This is a genomic window from Ruminococcus sp. RTP21484sp1_RTP21277st1_D2_RTP21277_210401, from assembly GCF_040924225.1.
Lineage (GTDB): Bacteria > Bacillota > Clostridia > Lachnospirales > Lachnospiraceae > Blautia_A > Blautia_A faecis.
Genome location: NZ_JBCOMJ010000015.1, coordinates 22101 through 44051, shown reverse-complemented (window position 1 = coordinate 44051; position 21951 = coordinate 22101). Strand labels below are relative to the sequence as shown.

Here is a 21951-nt window from a genome sequence, read left to right as displayed (position 1 = left end):
ACTTTGTTCACAAAAAACACCTCGCGGAACGTTACAAGTGAACAGTAACTTTTTGTAGTTACTGGTCGCAATGCCTGCATAAGCAAATTTATGGATATAGTCCGTACTTTCTTCTCAGGAAATCCCCATCAAGCCCTGATCTATTGTGATCTGTGCACTGATATCCGCCTTCATCTGCTCCCAGGCATCCGGATGATCCACATAATACTTGGGACATTCCTTTCCTGTCACATCATAATGCCGGATCACCTGCTCTGAGGTCAGCCCAAATCGGGCGCACAGCCATGCAGCCAGCTTTACCACAGAATCATAAGTTTCCTGTTCAAAAACGCCTGTATCATCTTTATGACAGCACTCAATAGAAATACTGTCCACATTCCTTGAGTTAGTCGCGTAAGACATCTCTGAGGTAGGAATACACTGGATCACTTCACCCTCCAGTCCTACTACAAAATGGCTGCTTACTTTCGCCTCATGAGAAATGGAAAGATTCTCAAAATAATCCCTGTTATTCTGCGCTGTAGCACCAGGATTGGCTGTATAATGGATTGCTATGTAATCAGCTCCATTCAGGGGCAGCTGAGGCCTGGAATACTCATTTGGTGTCAATAATTGTACATCTATGTAGGGAGCACCCTGGGACATCCATTCTTCCGGTCCATAATTCGTATGATCATTCATTTCCTGGGATGTCTCTGCACTTTTCTCCTGCTTCTGTCCATTCCTTACCATCAGAATAACCACTCCTGTCACAACCAGAAGCAAAAAAAGCACCAGAAATGCCAGACGCTGATTTCTCTGACGGATCCTGCCGCCCTTATCTTTTTTTTCTCTTTTGTTAAAAGAAGGCCGCCTTGAAAAAGACGGCCTTGCAGATTTTCTTTTCATTATTTGTCATCCACACTGTAGTTCGGTGCTTCTTTTGTAATGTGAATGTCATGTGGGTGAGACTCTTTCAGGGAAGCAGCAGAAATCTTCACGAATTTACCATTCTGTTTCAGTGCTTCAATATTCTCAGCTCCACAGTATCCCATACCGGAGCGAAGTCCTCCGATCAGCTGGAATACAGTGTCCTCAAGGTGTCCCTTGTATGCAACACGTCCTTCCACACCTTCCGGAACAAGCTTCTTGGCATTCTCCTGGAAGTAACGGTCCTTGCTGCCATTCTCCATAGCTGCAATGGATCCCATTCCACGGTATACTTTATATTTTCTTCCCTGATATAACTCGAAAGTTCCCGGGCTCTCATCGCATCCGGCGAACATGCTTCCCATCATACAAACGTTTGCACCAGCTGCGATTGCCTTGGTAACATCGCCTGAATACTTGATACCACCGTCTGCAATAATCGGAATACCATATCTCTTGGCAACCTCATAGCAATCCATGACTGCTGTGATCTGCGGTACACCAATACCTGCAACTACACGGGTGGTACAGATAGAGCCAGGTCCGATTCCGACCTTAACTGCATCTACACCAGCATCAATCAGAGCCTTGGTAGCGGCTCCTGTGGCAACGTTTCCTGCGATAACCTGAAGCTCCGGATATGCAGCCTTGATTTCTCGTACAGCACGGAGGATATTCTCAGAATGACCATGAGCAGAATCAACAACGATGACATCAACATTTGCCTTCACAAGTGCATCTACACGGGCAAGCACGTTGGCGGTAATACCAACAGCAGCTCCACAGAGAAGACGTCCCTGTTCATCTTTGGCAGCCAAAGGATATTTAATCTGTTTCTCAATATCCTTGATGGTGATAAGTCCTTTTAAGTTAAAATCATCATCTACAATGGGTAATTTCTCTTTACGGGATTTCGCAAGGATCTCTTTCGCCTCTTCCAGTGTAATACCTTCTTTGGCTGTGATCAGTCCCTCAGATGTCATGGACTCTTTGATCTTCTTGCTGAAATCTGTCTCAAACTTCAGATCACGGTTGGTAATAATACCTACCAGCTTCTTGCCTTCTGTGATCGGGACACCGGAAATACGGAATTTCGCCATTAAGTCATTGGCATCCTTCAATGTATGTTCCGGAGATAAGAAAAACGGATCTGTGATAACACCATTCTCAGAACGCTTAACCTTGTCCACCTCTTCTGCCTGCGCCTCGATAGACATGTTCTTGTGAATGATACCGATACCTCCCTGACGTGCCATGGCAATCGCCATATTGTACTCAGTAACGGTGTCCATTCCTGCACTCATCATGGGAATGTTCAGTTTAATCTTCTTTGTAAGGTAAGTTGAAACGTCAACTTGATTCGGGATTACTTTGGAGTACGCCGGAACTAAAAGGACGTCGTCGAAAGTAATGCCTTCACCAATGATAGTACCCATTGCTTTTCCTCCCTTGTCTTATTGTGTCTTTGGTTTGTAGATTAGTGTAGCAAAAAACTAAAAGTGTGTCAATCTAGTAAATTAATCTAAAAATACTTTGCTCGGAGCAGTGTTTCTCATGGTTTTTGCCAATATTTCATCTGGCTCGATAATTACTTTGCAGGTTTCTGCGCCATCGCGGCAGACAATTGCAAAACGCTTATGTTCCGGATTTCCGGAGGAAAAATCCTGTACCTTCAGCTTCTGGTTGCTGTTGTAATAGTCCATTCTGTGTGAATTAAGGGGTGCCATAATATCACATTCTGTAATATTCAGGCTTTTTACTCTTTTTCGCTTGGACTTTGCCATGATCTTGTCAATGTCAAGTTCTCCGTTTACAAACAAGTACTCAAATTCCAGATCAGTTCCTGGAAAAATAAAAAGATAGGCACAGACTCCCAGTACAATTGCCGCGATCAGAAGCGGGGGCATAATAAACAGTCCTGCGAGTACCAGAAGCACGATCAGTGCAATGATACTGCCTTTTACCAGCCTGTCCTTTGCGGTCCGCTCTTTTTTTACAAGCAGCTCGGAATACAAATCGCTCATATTACAATTCTCCTTTGTTTTTTTTGCCAGCCGGCATGTTGTTCTAAGTATAACACACAAAAGTTTTCCTGTGAACATTGTTCCTGATAAAACACGGAATATTGCCAATACACAGTAACAGTAAAAAATGACTTTTATTGAATGCAAAAGGGCCAGCGTCTTTGACACCGACCCTTATGAGTTCTGAATTATACCTTCAAAAATCCTTTCATGGATTTTCCGTTCTGTTTTCCGCTGCCGGAAATTACATCATTCCCATACCCTGACCGCCAGCTGGCATTGCCGGAGTATCTTCTTTGATATTTGCAACAACAGACTCAGTTGTAAGCAGAGTAGAAGCAACACTTGTTGCGTTCTGAAGAGCACTTCTTGTAACCTTTGCAGGATCAAGGATTCCCTCGTCTACCATGTTTACATATTTCTCGTTCAGAGCATCAAAACCAACACCTGGCTCAGACTCTCTTACTTTGTTGATGATAACTGCACCTTCAAGACCTGCATTAGCAGCAATACGGAACAGCGGAGCTTCCAGTGCTTTCAGGATGATGTTTGCACCAGTCTTCTCATCTCCCTCAAGATCTGCCGCAAGTTTTGCAACCTCTTTGGAAGCGTGGATATATGCAGAACCGCCTCCTGCAATGATTCCTTCTTCAACAGCTGCTCTGGTAGCTGCAAGAGCATCTTCCATACGAAGTTTTGCTTCTTTCATCTCAGTCTCAGTAGCTGCACCAACACGAACCACTGCTACACCGCCTGCAAGTTTTGCAAGTCTTTCCTGAAGCTTCTCTCTGTCGAAATCAGATTTTGTCTCCTCAATCTGAGCACGGATCTGGGCAACACGATTGGCAATTGCTTCTTTATCTCCCATACCATCGACAATAACAGTATTCTCTTTTGCAACTTTAACAGATTTTGCACGTCCTAACTGAGCCATTGTAGCATCTTTCAGTTCAAGACCTACCTCGTCAGAAATTACAGTACCACCTGTCAGAATTGCGATATCCTGAAGCATTTCTTTTCTTCTGTCACCATAGCCAGGAGCTTTTACAGCTACTACCTGGAAGGTTCCTCTTAATTTGTTTACGATCAGAGTGGTAAGAGCCTCACCCTCAACATCTTCAGCGATGATAAGAAGTTTTGCTCCAGCCTGTACGATCTGCTCCAGCAGCGGAAGAACTTCCTGAATGTTGGAGATTTTCTTGTCTGTGATCAGAATATATGGATCCTCAAGGTTTGCTTCCATCTTCTCCATATCAGTGGACATGTATGCGGAAATATATCCACGGTCAAACTGCATACCTTCTACAAGGTCAAGCTCTGTGTGCATGGTCTTGGACTCTTCTACAGTAATAACACCGTCGTTGGAAACTTTTTCCATTGCATTTGCAACAAGCTCTCCGACTTCTTTATCTCCGGCGGAAATAGATGCAACGTTTGCGATCTGTTTCTTTCCGCTTACTTTCTGGCTCATGTTCTTAATTGCTTCTACAGCAGCATCTGTAGCTTTCTTCATACCGCGTCTCATAACGATCGGGTTAGCACCTGCTGCCAGATTCTTCATTCCTTCATGAACCATTGCCTGGGCAAGTACAGTAGCAGTTGTAGTACCATCACCAGCTACATCGTTTGTCTTGGATGCAACTTCCTTGATCAGCTGAGCTCCCATGTTCTCGAAAGCATCCTCAAGCTCGATCTCTTTTGCGATTGTAACACCATCGTTTGTGATAAGCGGAGCACCGAACTGTTTATCAAGTACTACGTTTCTTCCTTTCGGACCAAGTGTTACTCTTACGGTATCAGCAAGTTTATTTACACCAGCCTCTAATGCTGTTCTGGCTTCTGCGCCATATTTAATCTCTTTTGCCATAATGAATCATCCTCCTGATTTCAAGTTATTTATAAGGTTATGTCTTATTTCACAATTGCAAGAATATCGCTCTGTTTTACGATGATATACTCTTCACCGTCAAGCTTAACCTCTGTTCCTGAATATTTGGAATAGATAACCTTGTCGCCTACAGTAACTTCCATTTTCACTTCTTTCCCGTCAACGACTCCGCCAGGTCCTACAGCGATTACCTCTGCCTGCTGTGGTTTCTCCTGTGCCTGTCCCGGAAGAACGATACCGGATTTTGTTGTCTCTTCTGCTTCTAACTGTTTTAATACAACTCTGTCGCCTAATGGAACTAATTTCATGATCTATGTCCTCCTTTAGAATTGTTTTCCTTTTTCTTACTAGCACTCATTATTGCTGAGTGCTAATCACTGTTCATTATATTATTGAATTATCGTTATTTGTGCAACTCTTTTCATAGTTACATTTTCAAGTATATTCTGTTTTATTCTCTTTTATGCTCTTTTTTTCTCTTGTTTTCTCACTTTAAAAATTTTCTGATTTTTTTGTTTCGCCGCTTTTGAAGCCTGACCGTTAAAACTTTTTGGTGTAATAGTGAATTCCAATGAATTTTCCTGTTACACACAAAAAAAGAACTGCCCTCCAGAGCGTGTTTGAAAAATCATTCCCGCAATCTGCATTTCACAATTTGCAGAAAGCCTTTTTCAAACACGTTCGAAAGAAAACAGTTCTTCTGTACACTTGTTTATTATTTATTGAATTCACTCAGGCCTTTTTATTTCTCTGGGCCTTAATCTCTTCTAATTCATCAAAGATCACTTCATTGAGAACCTTGATATAGGTTCCCTTCATACCGGATGACCGGGACTCAATAACGCCCGCGCTCTCGAACTTGCGGAGTGCATTTACGATTACTGATCTGGTAATACCTACTCTGTCTGCAATCTTGCTGGCAACAAGAATTCCCTCATCTCCGTCAAGCTCATCAAAAATATGGATGATAGCTTCCAGTTCAGAGAAAGAAAGTGTGTTAAAAGCAGATTTCACAACCTGTTTCTTTCGGTCTTCCTCAGCATTCTCTTCATGTACAGCTCGCATCATCTCAAGACCTACAACTGTGGTGCCGTATTCACTGACAATAATATCCTCAATATCGTATGGACGATCCTTGCGGTACATAAACACCGTTCCAAGACGTTCTCCTGCAATATCAATAGGATTGATGATTCCCTGATAGCTGCTGGAAACATGCTCAAAGCCAAGTGTCTGGAGATTCACGTTCTCTTTGGTGGATAATACTCCTAAAAAGCGCTCATTCAGCAGAGGGTCAACATGACCGCCCACCTCATCAGCTATCAGTTCCCGGATTTCCTCAACTCCCGGGCAAAAACTTACACCAAGCACCTTGCCTTTCTTGCTGAGAACCAGGATATTAGAACTTAAAGTATCCATCAGAACCTGGCAGATATCATTAAAAACCACCTTGCTGGAACTGCTGTTATGGAGAAGTTTATTGATTTTTCTTGTTTTATCAAGTAACTGAACGCTCATTTTGTCCTCCCTTCGCTTTTGTTACATGAGAGCCTGTTAAAAAAATCATTCCCGCAATCTGTACGCTCCACTTTGCAGAAAGCCTTTTCAGACATGCTCTGGCTTTAACTGTTATTCTAATACTACACGTTTTTCAAACTATTTACAAGCTATTTTTTACTATTTTTCAATTTTGTTTAGCTTTTCTGAAAATATCACGTTTTTGAAACTATTCATCAAACAATGGAAGTAATAGAGCTTTTATTTAAAAAATCCCCTGCAAAACATAATACAGCTGCCTTGCAGGGGATTTTCCCCGGAAATTCCTTAATTTGTTACTGCTCGCACCCTTCACAGCAACCTTAATTTTCTTTTTCATCCTTCGGCCTGGCTTCTACATAGCCACAGGTCTCCTGGCTGCACACCAGTTTATTTCCTTTTTCCACCATGTAACTTCCGCACACCGGACATTTCTTATCCGACGGCTTCTGCCATGACATAAAGTCACATTCCGGATTATCTTCACAGCCGTAATACTTACGGCCTTTCTTCGTCTTCTTAAGCACCACTTCCTTACCACACTTCGGGCAGGCTACACCAATCTTTTCATAGTAAGGCTTGGTATTGCGGCATTCCGGAAATCCCGGGCATGCAAGGAAACGTCCGTGAGGACCATATTTAATCACCATATGACGACCACAGTTATCACAGATCACATCGGTCTCTTCATCATGGATGTCTACTTTCTCCAGCTCTTCCTGGGCAGCATCCACATCATGTTTCAGATCCGGATAGAAGTTCCGGACTACTGTCTTCCACTGTACAGTACCATTCTCCACACAGTCCAGAAGTCCCTCCATGGTAGCCGTGAAATTCACGTCCACAATGCTTGGGAACGCCTGTTTCATAATACTGTTTACCACCTCGCCCAACTCTGTCACATAAAGGTTACGCTGCTCCTTTGAAACATAACGGCGGCTGATAATGGTGGTGATGGTCGGTGCATAAGTACTCGGACGGCCGATTCCAAGTTCCTCCATGGTCTTTACCAGGGAAGCCTCTGTATAATGTGCCGGCGGCTGGGTAAAATGCTGTTCCGGCTTTAACTCTTTCAGCTTCAGCTTCATGCCTTTACTCAGGCTCTGGCTTAACACATTTCCCTTCTTCATATCCTCTTCCTGCATATATACCGAAAGGAAGCCGTCAAATGCCACCTTGGAAGCGGACACAGTGAACGTATAATCTCCACCAGCCACTTTTACAGAGGTAGTCTCATACTTTGCAGGAGCCATACGGCTGGCCGCAAACCGCTTCCAGATCAGCTGATACAATCGGAACTGATCTCGTGTAAGGGATTCTTTTATCTGTACAGGTGTACGGCTGATATCAGTTGGGCGGATAGCCTCATGAGCATCCTGGATCTTCTGTCCCTTCTTCACTGTCTTGGCAGTTTCTGACACATATTCTTCTCCATACTGGCTGCTGATGTAGCTTCTTGCTGCCGCATCTGCCTCGTCAGAAATACGTACAGAATCAGTACGAAGGTATGTGATCACACCTACAGTACCGTTGCCCTTGATGTCAACACCCTCATAAAGCTGCTGTGCCAGACGCATAGTCTTCTGGGTGGAAAAATTCAGTGTTTTGGATGCCTCCTGCTGCAGGGTACTGGTAGTAAAAGGAAGCGGAGCATTCTTGATTCTCTCGCCTTTTTTCACCTCAGAGATCTCAAATTCTTCGTTCTCAAGAACCTTAAGAATCTCATCCATCTCAGCTTTATTGTGGATATCCATCTTCTTGTCTGTTCCGTAGAATTTAGCCTCCAGAGGCTTTTTCTCGCCATCCACAAGGAATTCACCATTCAGGCTCCAGTATTCTTCCGGGATAAAAGAATTAATCTCCTCCTCCCTGTCACAAATGATGCGAAGTGCAACAGACTGCACACGGCCAGCACTTAAGCCTCTCTTTACTTTCGCCCAGAGAAGCGGACTGATGGTATAACCCACCATACGGTCCAGCATTCTTCTCGCCTGCTGTGCATCTACAAGATTCATATTCAGACCTCGTGCATGCTTCAGGGAATCCTTTACAGCAGTCTTTGTGATCTCGTTGAAAGTGATTCGGTGCATTTTATCCGGATCTTCTTTCAGAGCCTGCATCAAGTGCCAGGAAATTGCTTCTCCTTCACGGTCAGGGTCAGTGGCAAGATAAATCTTATCAGCTTTTTTGGCTGCCTTGCGAAGTTTGGCAAGCAATTCCCCCTTACCGCGGATGGTTATATATTTCGGCTCGAAATCATTCTCCACATCTATTCCAAACTGACTCTTGGGAAAATCACGGACATGTCCATTAGATGCCTCTACCTCATAATTTGCCCCAAGAAATTTCTTTATTGTCTTTACTTTTGCAGGTGACTCAACTATCACCAGATATTTAGCCATACTACCTCTCCTACTTTGTATTCAGTCTACATACACTACAAATTATCCCCCTGATATTCTGTAGTATTGTCTGCCTGTCTCTCCCACAAGCCCCATTAGCTGAAGTTCTGTCAGAAGAGCACAGACTTTTGATGCTGAAAAACCGGTTTTCCGTATTAAATTATCCAGATTTTCAGGTCGTAAATCGAGACCACTATACACCAAATCCAAATCCGGTGCAAGCCCCAACTTCTTTTTTTCCACATTTTGAGGTCTGTTTTTTGCCTCGATTCCCCATTCCATAAGCATGATTTCCGGGCTGTAAGCGATTCCTGCACCATCGAAGATCAGTTTGTTGCAGCCTCTGCTCAGTTCCTCTGTCACAGCTCCCGGAAGGGCATAAACACTGTGTCCATGTTCCAGGGCAAAGTTTGCAGTGATCAAAGAACCACTCTGTTCCTTGGCTTCTACCACAAGAACAGCATCGGAAAGTCCGCTGATGATCCGGTTTCTTGCCGGGAACGCCCAGTTCACAGGCGGAGAGCCCGGGGGAAGCTCGCTGATGATCCCACCGCCTTTTTCCAGAATCCGCTGATAAAGCCATCTGTTAGAATTGGGATAACACACGTCCACTCCGCTTCCCAGTACTGCAAAAGTAGGAGTGTCCGTATCCAGTGCACCTTTATGCCCCTCTGCATCAATCCCTCTTGCCATTCCACTGATGATCTGCACACCGTAGCTTGCCATGGTTCTTGCATATTTAAATGCCTGACATCTGCCATAAGGACTGCACATGCGAGCACCTACCACTGCTGCAGCAGGCTTCTTCGGATCTGGCAGGTTTCCGATGTAGTACAGTTTTTTGGGCATTCCGGAAAGTTTTCTCAAACGATCTGGAAAATTGGAATCCTCTATAGTTAAACATTTGATTTTCTGCATTGCTTCCATACTAAAATACCTCCCTGTGTGCGGTTTTATGAATAAATTCATTCAGCTTCTGTACTTCTTATCAAATGCTTTGTAAGTAAGGGCTTCTGCAACATGTCTTGTGTGTATCAGTTCCTCCCCTTCCATATCCGCAATCGTGCGTGAAACCTTCAAAATCCGGTGATAGGATCTTGCACTAAGTTCCATAAGCTCAAAAGCATTTTTTGCCACCTGAAGAGCATTTTCTGTCAGCACACAGTATTTCCGGATCTGCTTCCCGGACAGTTCACCGTTAAAACAGATTTTCTCATTCTGGTAGCGTTTCTGCTGTATTTTTCTGGCTTTTTCCACTCTTTTCCGGATAAGGGCAGAACTTTCTCCCGGTTTTTCTTCTGAGATCTGGGAAAAATTAACAGGCGGCACATCCGCACATAGATCGATCCGCTCCAGAAGGGGCTGGCTCAGCTTATGAAGATAATGACTCACCTCGCCAGGTGTGCACCTGCATTTGTTCATATCCGGATAATAGCCGCAGGGACAGGGGTTCATGGCTGCTACCAGAATAAATCCCGCCGGAAACACGTACGTTCCACTTGCCCTTGACAGCTGGATCTGCTTGTCCTCCAGGGGCTGTCGCAGCACTTCCAGGCTGCCTCTTGCAAATTCCGGCATTTCATCCAGAAACAGAACGCCTCTGTGAGCCAGGGTCACTTCACCGGGACCCGGGATCCTTCCGCCTCCAGCCAGAGCTGCAGACGAACTGGTATGATGCGGACTTCGAAAGGGTCTTGCCTTAATTAATGGTCTCTTTGGACTTAAAAGTCCGGCAATGCTGTAGATTTTTGTAAGCTCCAGGCTTTCCTCAAAAGTAAGAGAGGGCATAATCGTAGGTATTCTTTTGGCAAGCATGGTCTTCCCAGTGCCCGGAGGGCCGATAAACAGGATGTTGTGAAATCCGCTGACTGCAATCTCAGCAGCTCTTCTGGCACTCTCCTGACCACAGATTTCCCCGAAATCCACCAGACTCTCTTCTACCTGGTTCTCTTCTGAATTTACCTCTGAAAACTGATTTTCTTTTCCAAATGCATCCGGATCTGAGACAAGCTTCAAAACTTCTTTTATATTTTGAACTCCGACCACTTTCATATCCTTCACCAGAGCTCCTTCTGCCAGGTTTTCAAACGGAATGATACAGTACCGGCATCCCAGTTCCCTTGCCCGGATCACTCTTGGCAGCACTCCGGATACACTTCTTACCTCCCCATTCAGACTGAGTTCACCAACCACCATTACATTCCGAAGAAGCTGTGGTTCTATAAATCCCGATGCTGCCAGCACCGCTGCTGCCACAGGCAGGTCAAAACCGGCCCCCTCTTTTCGCAGATCAGCAGGTGCCAGATTCACAGTCACCTTCTTAGGCGGCAGACTGATCCCATTATTTTTTAACGCTGTGCGCACTCTGTCCTGTGCTTCTTTCACCTGGGTGCTTGGAAATCCAACCATAGTAAAACAAGGCAGACCGCTGCTTACATCAGCTTCCACCTGAACCGGGCAGACTTCCATTCCTGAAATCGCCGCTGATAAAACACTTGCAAACAATCTTATCCCTTTCTGCAGATACAGTTCTTCCCCATATGCGAACCTGCTCTGCCATTTCAATGTGTCTCTGGAATAAAAAAGAATAAAAGTAAAAAAGATATGATTAAAAGATATACAAAATTCATTATAGCCCATTTTGCTCTGAATTGCAATAGTGCATTTCGTTCTGATTTATACTTTCTGAAAGGATTCGGGGCCAGACGTTTTTCGTTGTTCGTTACATTTGGTCCCTGCAGACTCTACAGAAGAAAAAGAGGTGAACCTATGAAATTTCAGAGAATTCAAGACCTTCGGACAGACGCTGATCTGTCCCAGAAGCAGATCAGTGATATCCTTCACATCAGCCAGCGTTCCTACTCCCACTACGAAACTGGCTCCAGGAACATTCCAATCGAAATGCTGATCCGCCTTGCAAATTATTATGAAACCAGCATTGACTATCTGGTTGGCCGTACTGATAATAAAAAAATGCCGTAATTGTAAAGGTACTCAGCAGGTACAAAATGAGGGGGATGCGATTTCCCCCTCATTTTGTATACCATAAATAAAGTTATTACCATTCACGCGTAACATTCCGTAAAGTTTTTTTCATATATCAGTTACTTTCCTTCACTTCGAAGCTTCCCTTCCGTATCTGCAATTTTCTGAATATTTGCGACTTCATATTCATTAAATACAGAAGTATCTGCATCAAAGGTCTCCGGCTCCACAGTTCCCTTATACCAGGATTTGCTGTTAAAATAATCCGCAATTCTCTGTGTCACAAATTTCCTGCCATGTCGGGCGTAAATCTCATTTTTCGCCAGTTCCAGCTGGTCAGATGAATAGCCCGACAAATCCTCATCTGTAAGATATCGGCTGTTGCTGTCCGGGAATATATAATCCCGGGAAGAGAGATCCGTTTTATCTGTATTATCAGCCGGAGTCACTGAAGGTGCCTGTGTCACTGAAGCGGCTTTCTCCCTTGTAAGGACCCCATCTACCTTTGGTGTCACCCCGGCACCCTCTGCAGGGGAAGCTGTATTTAGGCGCAGATAAAGTCTGCCCTGATCAAAGGTCATATTTCCACGCACCTGGTTTCCCCAGGAATCTGTAAAGGAAAGCTTTGCTGCATTTCCAGCCACTTTTGCAGTGTCCGAAGCTTCCGAAACCTTAGTGCCGGCATTGTCACCAGCCTGAGAAAAAGTAAAAGTAACAGACTTCAGGGTAAGGTCGTCTATAGACAGTGTCACCAGTCCATCCTTACTGTACCAGGTTCCCATATAATCATTTGCCACGAACGCCGGTGCCCGGGTGATCACAGGAGTCGGTGTCACTGTGGCCGTAGGCTCCGGTGTGGGCGTGGCTGTAGCCGCTGGAGTCGGTGTCACTGTGGGCACCCTTTCCAGAGCCTCAATAGCAGCCTTCTTCTGCTGCTCCTTCTGAATCTTTTTCTTATGTTCGGCAAACAGAAGCCCCGCTGCTCCAATCATGATAAATATGGCGATCAAGGCAAACAGCGTTGCTTTTAGTACATCTTTGTTGTGCTTTTTCACAGGCAGTCACCTCCTGTTTATTCCTGTCCGTTCCAGCAATAAGTGCAAAGCTTGCACGGTTCAATATCAATTGACTTCTTCAGATCATCCAGACGATGATATTTCAGGGATGTAAAATTCAGTTCCTTGCGGATTTCTTCCAGCATTTCTTTGTAGTTTGTAGAATCCGGATTTGCATAATCCTGCAAAATCCTGTCTGATACATTGTCCCCTTCACGTTTCGCAATGATCCTTCTTGTGATCAGATCCATCTCTGACTTAGAGCATGAGAAATTCAGGTACTTACATCCATATAAAAGCGGCGGGCAGGCAGGTCTGATATGAACCTCCTTAGCACCATTGTTATAGAGGAATTCTGTTGTCTCACGAAGCTGGGTACCTCTTACGATAGAGTCGTCAATCATAAGGAGGCTTTTATCTTTGATCAGTTTATGTACTGGGATCAGTTTCATTCTGGCGATAAGATTTCGCTGGCTCTGCTGAGTCGGCATAAAAGATCTTGGCCATGTGGGCGTATATTTAATAAACGGACGGGCAAACGGCACACCAGAGCGGTTAGCATAGCCGATGGCATGTGCAATACCGGAATCCGGTACTCCTGCAACCAGATCCGGATTCACTTCTCCGGCATCTCTTCCTGCCAGAATATCGCCGCATTTGTAACGCATTTCCTCTACATTTACCCCCTCATAAGTGGAGGTTGGATATCCATAATATACCCAGAGGAAAGAACAGATTCGCATCTTGTCTCCTGGCTTCTGCAGAACCTGGGCTCCCTCCGGGGTAATAAAATCAATCTCTCCAGGTCCCAGCTCTTTCAGGTCTTCATAGCCAAGATTAATGTAGGCATGACTTTCAAAAGAAGCACAGCATGCATCTTCCTTCTTGCCGATTACAAGAGGAGTTCTTCCATAACGGTCGCGTGCTGCGTAAATGCCCTCCCCTGTCATAAGAAGAAGGGTCATAGAGCCCTCGATCATCTCCTGTGCATAGCGGATTCCCTCAACAATACTGTCCTTCTGATTGATCAGCGCTGCCGTTACCTCTGTAGGATTCACACTGCCACCGCTCATCTCCAGAAAATGGGTATGCCCGTCTTTGAAGCATTTCTCTACCAAAGCTTCTATATTATTGATCTTGCCTACTGTTGTAATTGCAAAATTTCCCAGATGGGAACGCACCAGAAGAGGCTGCGGTTCATTGTCAGAAATACAGCCTATTCCAAGATTGCCTTCCATCTCTGCCACATCCTTGTCAAATTTGGTACGGAACGGTGAGTTCTCAATATTATGGATCACGCGGTTAAATCCACTGCTCCTGCTATAAACGGTCATTCCGCCCCTTCTTGTACCCAGATGGGAGTGATAATCAATTCCAAAAAAAAGATCCATTACACAATCAGACTTTGACGCAACACCAAAAATTCCACCCATTTTTCCTTAGTCTCCTTATTTTTTCTCCTTTATAACGCCTTTTCTGTAGGCATCCAAAAGCTGTTTCAGCTCCTGAATTCGTTCTTTCAGTGCCTTACCGTTATCCGTATCTCCCACAAGGGCACGCCTTGGATTATAGCGGACAGCCACACGGTTGGACACAATGTCCCTCTCTGTTTCCACTGCATCTTCCGCCGAAGTAAAAGGCTCATGGGCAGTCAGGCTCAGACCATAGGAACTGTAAACAAGAGTATATCCGGCAATACCGGTCACATTCCGGTATGCCTCACAAAAACCACCGTCAATTACGATCACCTTGCCATCACATTTCACCGGATTCTCTCCCTCCAGCTGATGAACAGGCACGTGACCATTGATAATATGCCCCTCATCCGGATCCAGCCCGAATTCTTCCAGCATACGATTTACTACCTCTTCTTTTTCCCAGAGGTGATAGTAGGCATTCTTTTTCTCTTTGTGTGTCTCTTTATCTGCGATAAAATAACGCTCGAAGGTAGTCATTTTATCTTTTCCATAAAGGGGAGAATTAGGCCCGGCCCAGATATACCACAGAATATCCTGGCTTGCTTTCTTCTCCTTCTCATCTACGGTAAAAAAAGCTTTTCTTACGTAGGCTTCCAGTTTATCATAAAGTGCCTTGCCTTTACAAGTCTCACCGTAAATCTCAACCTCTTTCAGAGTTCCATCTTCGTTCAGCGGAATACTTCCATGGAAAAGAAGGTTCCCGTTATAGGTCTTATAAAGGCCGCCTTTATCCAGAAGCAGCTGCATGTGGTTCTGAAGCTTCTCGCAGTTTCGAAATGCTGAGCTCAGGCGCTCCACTACTTCTTTTTCCCCATCTGTCAGCTCATAAGGATGTTCCCAGTCAATGGTTGGAAAATGGGTGTCCAGAAGATTATGCACACTTCCATCCGGCAGCTGCACAGTGCCCTTCTCCGGATCAATCCCCTCCAGAACGCATCGATTCTCCATATGAAAATCCGGATGTTCTTTCGCCAGTACCCCTTCCAGCTTAAACTGGATAATGGAAATGGCTTTGTGCATTTTCCTGCTCAGCTCTTTCTCAAGAGCATTGTAATTGGAAGGATTGCCATGTACTTCAAATACCTGGCAGGGATCATCCCCGTAAACCTCCATGGCAAAAGCAGCAAGAGGCATCATATTGATTCCATAACCATCCTCCAGAATATCCAGATTGCCGTAACGGATACTGTTACGGATCACTGTGGCCATACAGGCAGCCTGTCCTACAGCGGCGCCCATCCATACCACATCATGGTTTCCCCACTGAATATCCAGAGAATGATAATCCATCAGTCTGTCCATAATAAAATGAGGACCGGGACCTCTGTCATATATATCTCCAAGCACATGAAGGTGGTCTACAACCAGTCTCTGGATCAGTTCAGCAAGAGCGATAATGAAGTTCTCTGCCCTGCCGATATCTATAATGGTATCCACAATGGAATCGTAATAAGCCTCTTTATCCAGAACTTCTGCTTTCTCCGTGATCAGCTCTTCGATCACATATGCATAATCCGAAGGCAATGCCTTACGAACCTTGGATCTGGTATATTTGGAGGCAGTTGTCTTGCACACTTCAATAAGACGGTACAGGGTGATCTTGTACCAGTTCTGCATATCAGACTCTTTTTTCTTCACATAGGCAATTTTTTCCTTCGGGTAATACACGAGAGTTGCCAGGGAACGCTTGTCACTGTTGCTTAAGGTATGTCCAAATACATCATCTATCTTCTTTCGCACAGCTCCCGAACCGTTTCGAAGCACATGGGAAAAAGCTTCGTACTCTCCGTGGATATCGGAAAGAAAATGCTCGGTGCCTTTTGGAAGATTGAGAATGGACTGAAGGTTGATGATCTCTGTAGAAGCCTTCCCGATAGTGGGGTAGAGCTCCGCCAGACGTTGTAGGTAGCGCAGTTCTTCTGTTTTCATGGAACCTCCTAAATTCATATTACTCTTATTTAACCAGCGTTAGAAATCAAACAATGAAATCTGATTGGACTGTGGAATATCTCCAAATAATCCAAGTTTATCCATCAGATCAATTACGGTCTTGCTGACCTTGGTCCTGTCACGGAAATCATCCTTGGAAAGAAATCTTCCCTGTACAGCAGCATCCACTACAGCATCTGCCGCCTTATCTCCAAGACCTTCTATAGAATCAATGGACGGCATCAGTTTTCCTTCTATGATCTGGAAACGATGTGCCTTCGCCCGGTAAATATCAATGGGCATAAAATCATAACCTCTTGCATACATTTCCTGGACAATACGCATATCTTTCAGGGTATCCTGCTCTTTTTTGGATGCAGCGTCCCCTTTCTTGCGTATCTCTGCCATATAAAACTCCAGCTTTTCTTTTCCCATACACATCAGTTCATAGGAAAAAGCTGTGGCACGGATACTGAAATATGCACCGTAATAAGCCAGCGGCTGGAATACCTTGAACCAGGCGATTCTGTATGCCATCATAACGTAAGCTGCCGCATGGGCTTTCGGGAACATGTATTTGATTTTTTTGCAGGACCAGATGTACCAGTCCGGAACGCCGTGTTCTTTCATAGTGGTGATCCACTCATCCCGGAGACCTTTTCCTTTACGGACGCTCTCCATAATAGTAAAGGCAAGACCACTTTCCACACCCTGACCGATCAGGTAGATCATAATATCATCTCGGGTACAGATTGCCGTGGAAATAGTAGCTTTTCCCTCTTCGATCAGTGTCTGCGCATTTCCCAGCCATACATCCGTACCGTGGGAAAGTCCGGCAATACGGACCAGATCAGAAAAATATTTCGGCTTGGTATCCACAAGCATCTGCATGGCGAAATCAGTACCAAATTCTGGAATTCCCAGACAGCCAAGCTTGCAGCCGCCGATATCCTTCGGATCAATTCCAAGAGCTTCTGTACTGGCAAAAAGTGACATAACCGCCTTGTCATCAAGAGGAACCTCTCTTGCATTCAGGTCTGTCATATCCTCAAGGGTACGGATCATGGTGGGATCATCGTGTCCCAGAATATCCAGCTTCAGCAGGTTTCCATCAATGGAATGGTAGTCAAAATGGGTGGTGATAAATCCACTGCTGGAATCGTTCGCCGGGTACTGGACCGGGGTAAATTTCTCTATTTCCTCTCCCATTGGGAGTACAATAATTCCGCCAGGATGCTGTCCGGTGCTTCGCCGGATACCGGTACACCCCTGTACAATACGGTTGATCTCGCAGGAACGCTTGTGCTGTCCCCGCTCTTCAAAATAGTTCTTTACATATCCGAATGCGGTTTTATCCGCAAGGGTACCGATGGTTCCCGCCTTGAAGGTCTGACCTTTTCCGAATATAACCTCTGTATAATGATGGGCATTGGACTGATACTCTCCTGAGAAGTTCAGGTCAATATCAGGCTCCTTATCTCCTTTGAATCCAAGGAAGGTCTCAAAGGGAATGTCAAAGCCCTGTTTGGTCATCCTGGTGCCGCACTTTGGACAGATCCTGTCTGGCATATCGCATCCCGCCATACCGGAAAAAGCCTTGATCTCCGGAGAATCAAAGTCACTGTACTTACACTCCGGATTTGGGCACAGATAATGGGGTGGCAGAGGATTTACCTCTGTAATACCAGACATGGTAGCCGCCAGGGAAGAACCTACAGACCCTCGGGAGCCCACCAGATAACCATCTGCATTGGACTTCCACACCAGCTTCTGGGCAATAATATACATCACCGCATATCCATTGGAAATAATGGAATTCAGCTCTTTGTCCAGACGGTCTTCTACGATCTTGGGAAGCACTTCACCATACATTTCATGGGCTTTCTGGAAACACATATCCTTTAAGTCCTGGTCAGAATTCTCAATAACCGGCGGATATTTATCCGGATGGATCGGTGACATTTTCTCTATCATATCCGCAATCTTCACTGTATTTGTAATTACCACTTCCTCTGCCTTCTCGCTTCCCAGATAGGAAAACTCCTCCAGCATTTCCTCAGTAGTGCGAAGATAAAGAGGTGCCTGATTGTCGGCATCCTTGAAGCCGCTTCCAGCCATGATAATACGACGGTAGATTTCATCCTGGGGATCCATAAAGTGAACGTCACAGGTAGCAACAACCGGCTTGTTAAACTGTTCACCAAGCTTTACAATTTTTTTGTTGATCTCAATCAGATCCTCTTTCGAATGAATCGTATCATTCTTTTCATCCTCCACCATGAACATATTGTTCCCAAGGGGCTGGATTTCCAGATAATCATAAAAGCTTACCAGCCTTGCGATTTCCTGCTCCGGTGCATTGCGCAAAAGAGCCTGGTAAAGCTCACCAGCCTCGCAGGCACTTCCAATAAGAAGTCCCTCCCGATGTGCCTCAAACAGGCTCTTTGGCACACGGGGTCTGTGGTTAAAGTACTTGATATGGGACTGGCTTACCAGCTTGTACAGATTGATACGGCCGGTCTCATTCCGCATGAAAATAACGGCATGGTAAGTGGGCAGTTTCTTAATGGTGTCCGGGGAAACTTTTCCCTGCTCATTCAGCTTGTCTACATCCGTAATATCTCTTTCCCTGCACATTCCCACGAATTTCTCGAAAATACGGGCCGTACACTCTGCATCATCAACCGCACGATGGTGATGATCCAGGGAAACGCCAACTGCCTTGGCAACGGTATCCAACTTAAAACGGTTCAGCGCAGGCAGCAGGAATCGTGCCATACCTACCGTATCCACATAGGTGAAATCATTTGGAATTCCCATGCGGTTACAATTCTCTATAATAAAACTCATATCGAAATCTGCGTTGTGGGCTACCATTGTAGCTCCTTCACAAAATTTCAGGAATTCCGGTAAAATTTCTTCAATTGGATGGGCATCCATAACCATGCTGTCATTAATACTGGTCAGCTGCTCAATTCGAAATGGAATTGGAACCTGAGGATTGACAAATGTGGAAAAACGATCTGTGATCTTTCCATTTTCCACCAATACAGCACCAATTTCAATGATCTTACAGGTAAGGGGGGAAAATCCTGTGGTCTCAATGTCGAAAACCACGAATCTGCCGTCCAGGGACTGTTTTTTCGGGTTGGTGACCATACCCTTTAAGTCGTCTACCAGATAGGCCTCCATACCGTAAAGCACCTTAAAATCAGAATCCTTTGGCACGCAGCCTCCCCACGCATCAAAGCAATGGTTTGCCTCCGGGAAAGCCTGCACCACACCATGATCTGTGATGGCAATGGCAGGATGCCCCCACTCGTAGGCACGTTTTACCAGCGCTTTTGCCTCGGTTACACCATCCATATCGCTCATTTTCGTATGACAGTGAAGTTCCACACGCTTCTGAGGGCTGGTGTCCACTCTGTAACTGCGGAAATCGGAGATTTTCTTAATTCCGGAGATGGAGCCTATGGTAAGCTCACCATCGAAACGGTCAATAGAAGTAACGCCTTTGATTTTCAGGAAGGCACCTTTTTTCACATGCTCTTTGATCTCCGGCACCTGCTCGTTGCGCAGGAACATTTTTACTGTGATGGAGTCTGTGAAATCCGTAACCGGGAAAATCAGTATGGTCTTCTCATTTCGGATTTCTCTCGCTTCCACATCCATAACCTGGCAGCGGATGATAACCTCTCCCATTTCCTGCACAATATTTTCCAATGGAATAGGCTCGTCCTCGAAATCCCTTCCATAAATAACGTCCGGATTTGGATCCTTGCGGAAGCCACCACGGAAATCGCCCCATTTGCCTTTCTTTTCGAATGGCTTTTTCTCGAAAGGCTTCTTTTCACTGGCTGCCTCTGCTTTCTTCTCCGACCTGGCAGCGGATGTCTTGCCGGCTGCGGCCTCTTTTCCTGTTTTTTCCTCAGCTGCAGGAGCTGGTGCTGCGCTCTCTTCTTCTGTGGAAAGTCTGGCATGCTTCAGCACATTAGCTACTTCCTGACGGATCTGGATAGCTGCATTTTTGCGGTACCTGCTCTCCTCCGTCTGCACATAATCCAGAGAAACTTTCAGGTCCATTCCGCAACGCTCGCAGAATACTTTGTGAAGATATTCAATAAGTATCTCACTTTTCTGTCTGGAAATCACAGAATCCGGAAGTGCCATATTCAGGCAGTCATCTTCTGGAAATGTGATCTGTGCCTGCTTGAACAGATTGTATTCCAGCATGTTGTAATTGCGAAGCTCCAGTTCCATGCTGGAGCGGTAGGTATCCAGGAAATTCTTTGGCGTGTACTGTCTGGACAGATGGAACTTCTCGATTACCTTCACACTCACTTCAAGACCAGGAAAGCACTGTCTCTGAATCTGCTCTTCCAGGCTGAAAATATGCTTTTTATGGATCCAGCGGTCGCTTTTCAAGTAAACCCGGACACAAGTTTTGGCAGAGTTGCAGGCAACCTTGGTGACGATCACCTCTTCCAGAAGTTCACTTAATTCCTGTTTTAATTTTAAGTTTGGAAATACGTCAAAAAATTCTTTTTCCATTTATAGAATATACACCTTCTGTCATTTCTGTGTCTTATTGCTATCCCAGTTCATCAATTCTTCTCTCAAGGTATCCAGCAGCTGGTCTTCCGGCACTTTCTTCACAATCTCACCGCCTTTGATCAGAAGACCTACACCTACGCCGCCTGCAATTCCGATATCGGCTTCTTTCGCTTCTCCCGGGCCATTTACCACACAGCCCATAACAGCTACTTTAATGTCAAGAGGGATATCCTGCACCATAGTTTCTACTTTATTTGCAAGACCGATCAGATCGATCTGGGTGCGCCCGCAGGTTGGACAGGATACTACTTCCACGCCGCCTTTGCGAAGTCCAAGGGTTTTTAGGATACGTCTGGCAGATTTTATCTCTTCCAGAGGGGCACCAGTCAGGGAGACGCGGATCGTGTCACCGATTCCCTGGTATAAAATAATACCAAGCCCTATGGCAGATTTGATATTTCCAGAATAAAGGGTTCCTGCCTCTGTAATTCCCACATGGAGAGGATAACTGGTCTGTTCCGCAATCAGTTCGTGAGCCCTGGCGCACATCATAACATTAGAAGATTTGATGCTGATCACCAGATTGTCGTAGCCAAGCTCTTCAATAATGTGCACCTTGTTAAGGGCGCTTTCTACCAGACCTTCTGCGGTAACACCGTGATATTTCTCCACCAGTTCTTTCTCAAGAGAACCGCTGTTTACCCCAACACGGATGGGAATATTCCGCTCCTTCGCCACATCTACAACTGCCTTGATACGCTCTGTGCTTCCAATATTTCCGGGATTGATACGGATCTTGTCGGCACCGTTCTCCATGGCCGCAATCGCAAGACGATAATCAAAATGAATATCTGCTACCAGCGGAATGTGAATTTGTTTTTTGATCTCTTTCAGAGCCTTTGCCGCTTCCATGGTCGGCACTGCACAGCGGATAATGTCGCAGCCAGCAGCCTCCAGGGCAAGGATCTGCTCTACGGTTGCCTGCACATCCTCTGTTTTTGTATTGGTCATAGACTGGATCAGGATGGGATTTCCGCCTCCAATCTTCTTATTTCCTATCTGAATTACTTTGGTATGGTCTCTGTACATACGAAATTCCTCCATATATTATGAACATGGTATTCTTTGGTTACTGTTCACTGATAGCATTCTTTGCGGTTCACTTTTACACCGCAGGCGCTTATCAAACTT

The 21951-nt window shown here is 45.2% G+C and carries 16 protein-coding genes and 1 pseudogene; 1 reads left to right on the top strand and 16 read right to left on the bottom strand.

What is annotated here, in order from left to right:
* Positions 1-114: 114 nt before the first annotated feature.
* From AB5706_RS11275 to AB5706_RS11225, 11 genes and pseudogenes are all read right to left on the bottom strand, one after another.
* Complete coding sequence (locus tag AB5706_RS11275) at positions 115-888, bottom strand: peptidoglycan recognition protein family protein (protein WP_173718260.1); 774 nt, start codon at positions 886-888, stop codon at positions 115-117.
* Entirely contained in the window at positions 888-2345 is a 1458-nt protein-coding gene (guaB, locus tag AB5706_RS11270; RefSeq protein ID WP_118579160.1) for an IMP dehydrogenase, read from the bottom strand. The genes AB5706_RS11275 and guaB overlap by 1 nt, the downstream gene beginning before the upstream one ends.
* An 81-nt stretch (positions 2346-2426) precedes the next feature.
* Entirely contained in the window at positions 2427-2933 is a 507-nt protein-coding gene (locus AB5706_RS11265) for a DUF6106 family protein (protein WP_173716435.1), read from the bottom strand.
* A 244-nt stretch (positions 2934-3177) separates the two neighbouring features.
* Positions 3178-4800, bottom strand: a complete 1623-nt coding sequence (gene groL / locus AB5706_RS11260; protein ID WP_118579166.1) for a chaperonin GroEL — start codon at positions 4798-4800, stop codon at positions 3178-3180.
* Between the two features lie 44 nt (positions 4801-4844).
* Positions 4845-5129 (bottom strand): co-chaperone GroES, encoded by a 285-nt coding sequence (gene groES, locus AB5706_RS11255; protein ID WP_118579169.1) that lies wholly within the window; start codon positions 5127-5129, stop codon positions 4845-4847.
* A gap of 276 nt (positions 5130-5405) precedes the next feature.
* Positions 5406-5483, bottom strand: a pseudogene (locus AB5706_RS11250) (DUF6783 domain-containing protein); the annotation flags it as partial.
* 70 nt (positions 5484-5553) lie between these two features.
* Positions 5554-6339, bottom strand: a complete 786-nt coding sequence (codY, locus tag AB5706_RS11245) for a GTP-sensing pleiotropic transcriptional regulator CodY (protein WP_173716434.1) — start codon at positions 6337-6339, stop codon at positions 5554-5556.
* Positions 6320-6430 (bottom strand): DUF6783 domain-containing protein, encoded by a 111-nt coding sequence (locus AB5706_RS11240; protein WP_368366096.1) that lies wholly within the window; start codon positions 6428-6430, stop codon positions 6320-6322. The genes codY and AB5706_RS11240 overlap by 20 nt, the downstream gene beginning before the upstream one ends.
* A gap of 250 nt (positions 6431-6680) precedes the next feature.
* The gene (topA, locus tag AB5706_RS11235) at positions 6681-8759 is read right to left on the bottom strand and encodes a type I DNA topoisomerase (RefSeq protein ID WP_173716433.1); all 2079 of its coding nucleotides are present in this window, start codon (positions 8757-8759) and stop codon (positions 6681-6683) included.
* A gap of 42 nt (positions 8760-8801) precedes the next feature.
* On the bottom strand, positions 8802-9686 hold the full coding sequence (dprA, locus tag AB5706_RS11230; RefSeq protein WP_118579174.1) for a DNA-processing protein DprA: 885 nt from the start codon (positions 9684-9686) through the stop codon (positions 8802-8804).
* Between the two features lie 42 nt (positions 9687-9728).
* On the bottom strand, positions 9729-11324 hold the full coding sequence (locus tag AB5706_RS11225) for a YifB family Mg chelatase-like AAA ATPase (RefSeq protein WP_306467761.1): 1596 nt from the start codon (positions 11322-11324) through the stop codon (positions 9729-9731).
* Positions 11325-11528: 204 nt separating this feature from the next.
* Here AB5706_RS11225 and AB5706_RS11220 point away from each other — a divergent pair, with 204 nt between their 5' ends.
* Complete coding sequence (locus tag AB5706_RS11220) at positions 11529-11741, top strand: helix-turn-helix domain-containing protein (protein WP_118579180.1); 213 nt, start codon at positions 11529-11531, stop codon at positions 11739-11741.
* 122 nt (positions 11742-11863) lie between these two features.
* On the opposite strand, the gene AB5706_RS11215 is transcribed toward AB5706_RS11220, so the two are convergent.
* The 5 genes from AB5706_RS11215 to ispG are packed head-to-tail and all read right to left on the bottom strand — an operon-like array spanning position 11864 to position 21849.
* The gene (locus AB5706_RS11215; RefSeq protein ID WP_226837704.1) at positions 11864-12799 is read right to left on the bottom strand and encodes a YARHG domain-containing protein; all 936 of its coding nucleotides are present in this window, start codon (positions 12797-12799) and stop codon (positions 11864-11866) included.
* A gap of 17 nt (positions 12800-12816) precedes the next feature.
* A complete protein-coding gene (locus AB5706_RS11210; protein WP_368366095.1) occupies positions 12817-14232 on the bottom strand; it encodes an amidophosphoribosyltransferase in 1416 nt (471 codons plus the stop codon).
* A 15-nt stretch (positions 14233-14247) separates the two neighbouring features.
* Entirely contained in the window at positions 14248-16224 is a 1977-nt protein-coding gene (locus AB5706_RS11205; RefSeq protein ID WP_334285856.1) for a fructose-1,6-bisphosphatase, read from the bottom strand.
* Between the two features lie 21 nt (positions 16225-16245).
* Positions 16246-20757 carry a PolC-type DNA polymerase III gene (locus AB5706_RS11200; RefSeq protein ID WP_148462782.1) on the bottom strand — a complete coding sequence of 1504 codons (4512 nt, stop codon included), beginning with the start codon at positions 20755-20757 and terminating at the stop codon, positions 16246-16248.
* A 21-nt stretch (positions 20758-20778) separates the two neighbouring features.
* A complete protein-coding gene (gene ispG / locus AB5706_RS11195) occupies positions 20779-21849 on the bottom strand; it encodes a flavodoxin-dependent (E)-4-hydroxy-3-methylbut-2-enyl-diphosphate synthase (RefSeq protein WP_173772143.1) in 1071 nt (356 codons plus the stop codon).
* Positions 21850-21951: the final 102 nt, after the last annotated feature.

Excerpts from the sequence above, each read along its gene's own strand:
- AB5706_RS11275 (WP_173718260.1), bottom strand. The coding sequence starts at position 888 with ATGAAAAGAAAATCTGCAAGGCCGTCTTTTTCAAGGCGGCCTTCTTTT.
- guaB (WP_118579160.1), bottom strand. The coding sequence starts at position 2,345 with ATGGGTACTATCATTGGTGAAGGCATTACTTTCGACGACGTCCTTTTA.
- AB5706_RS11265 (WP_173716435.1), bottom strand. The coding sequence starts at position 2,933 with ATGAGCGATTTGTATTCCGAGCTGCTTGTAAAAAAAGAGCGGACCGCA.
- groL (WP_118579166.1), bottom strand. The coding sequence starts at position 4,800 with ATGGCAAAAGAGATTAAATATGGCGCAGAAGCCAGAACAGCATTAGAG.
- groES (WP_118579169.1), bottom strand. The coding sequence starts at position 5,129 with ATGAAATTAGTTCCATTAGGCGACAGAGTTGTATTAAAACAGTTAGAA.
- codY (WP_173716434.1), bottom strand. The coding sequence starts at position 6,339 with ATGAGCGTTCAGTTACTTGATAAAACAAGAAAAATCAATAAACTTCTC.
- topA (WP_173716433.1), bottom strand. The coding sequence starts at position 8,759 with ATGGCTAAATATCTGGTGATAGTTGAGTCACCTGCAAAAGTAAAGACA.
- dprA (WP_118579174.1), bottom strand. The coding sequence starts at position 9,686 with ATGGAAGCAATGCAGAAAATCAAATGTTTAACTATAGAGGATTCCAAT.
- AB5706_RS11220 (WP_118579180.1), top strand. The coding sequence starts at position 11,529 with ATGAAATTTCAGAGAATTCAAGACCTTCGGACAGACGCTGATCTGTCC.
- AB5706_RS11210 (WP_368366095.1), bottom strand. The coding sequence starts at position 14,232 with ATGGGTGGAATTTTTGGTGTTGCGTCAAAGTCTGATTGTGTAATGGAT.
- AB5706_RS11205 (WP_334285856.1), bottom strand. The coding sequence starts at position 16,224 with ATGAATTTAGGAGGTTCCATGAAAACAGAAGAACTGCGCTACCTACAA.
- AB5706_RS11200 (WP_148462782.1), bottom strand. The coding sequence starts at position 20,757 with ATGGAAAAAGAATTTTTTGACGTATTTCCAAACTTAAAATTAAAACAG.
- ispG (WP_173772143.1), bottom strand. The coding sequence starts at position 21,849 with ATGTACAGAGACCATACCAAAGTAATTCAGATAGGAAATAAGAAGATT.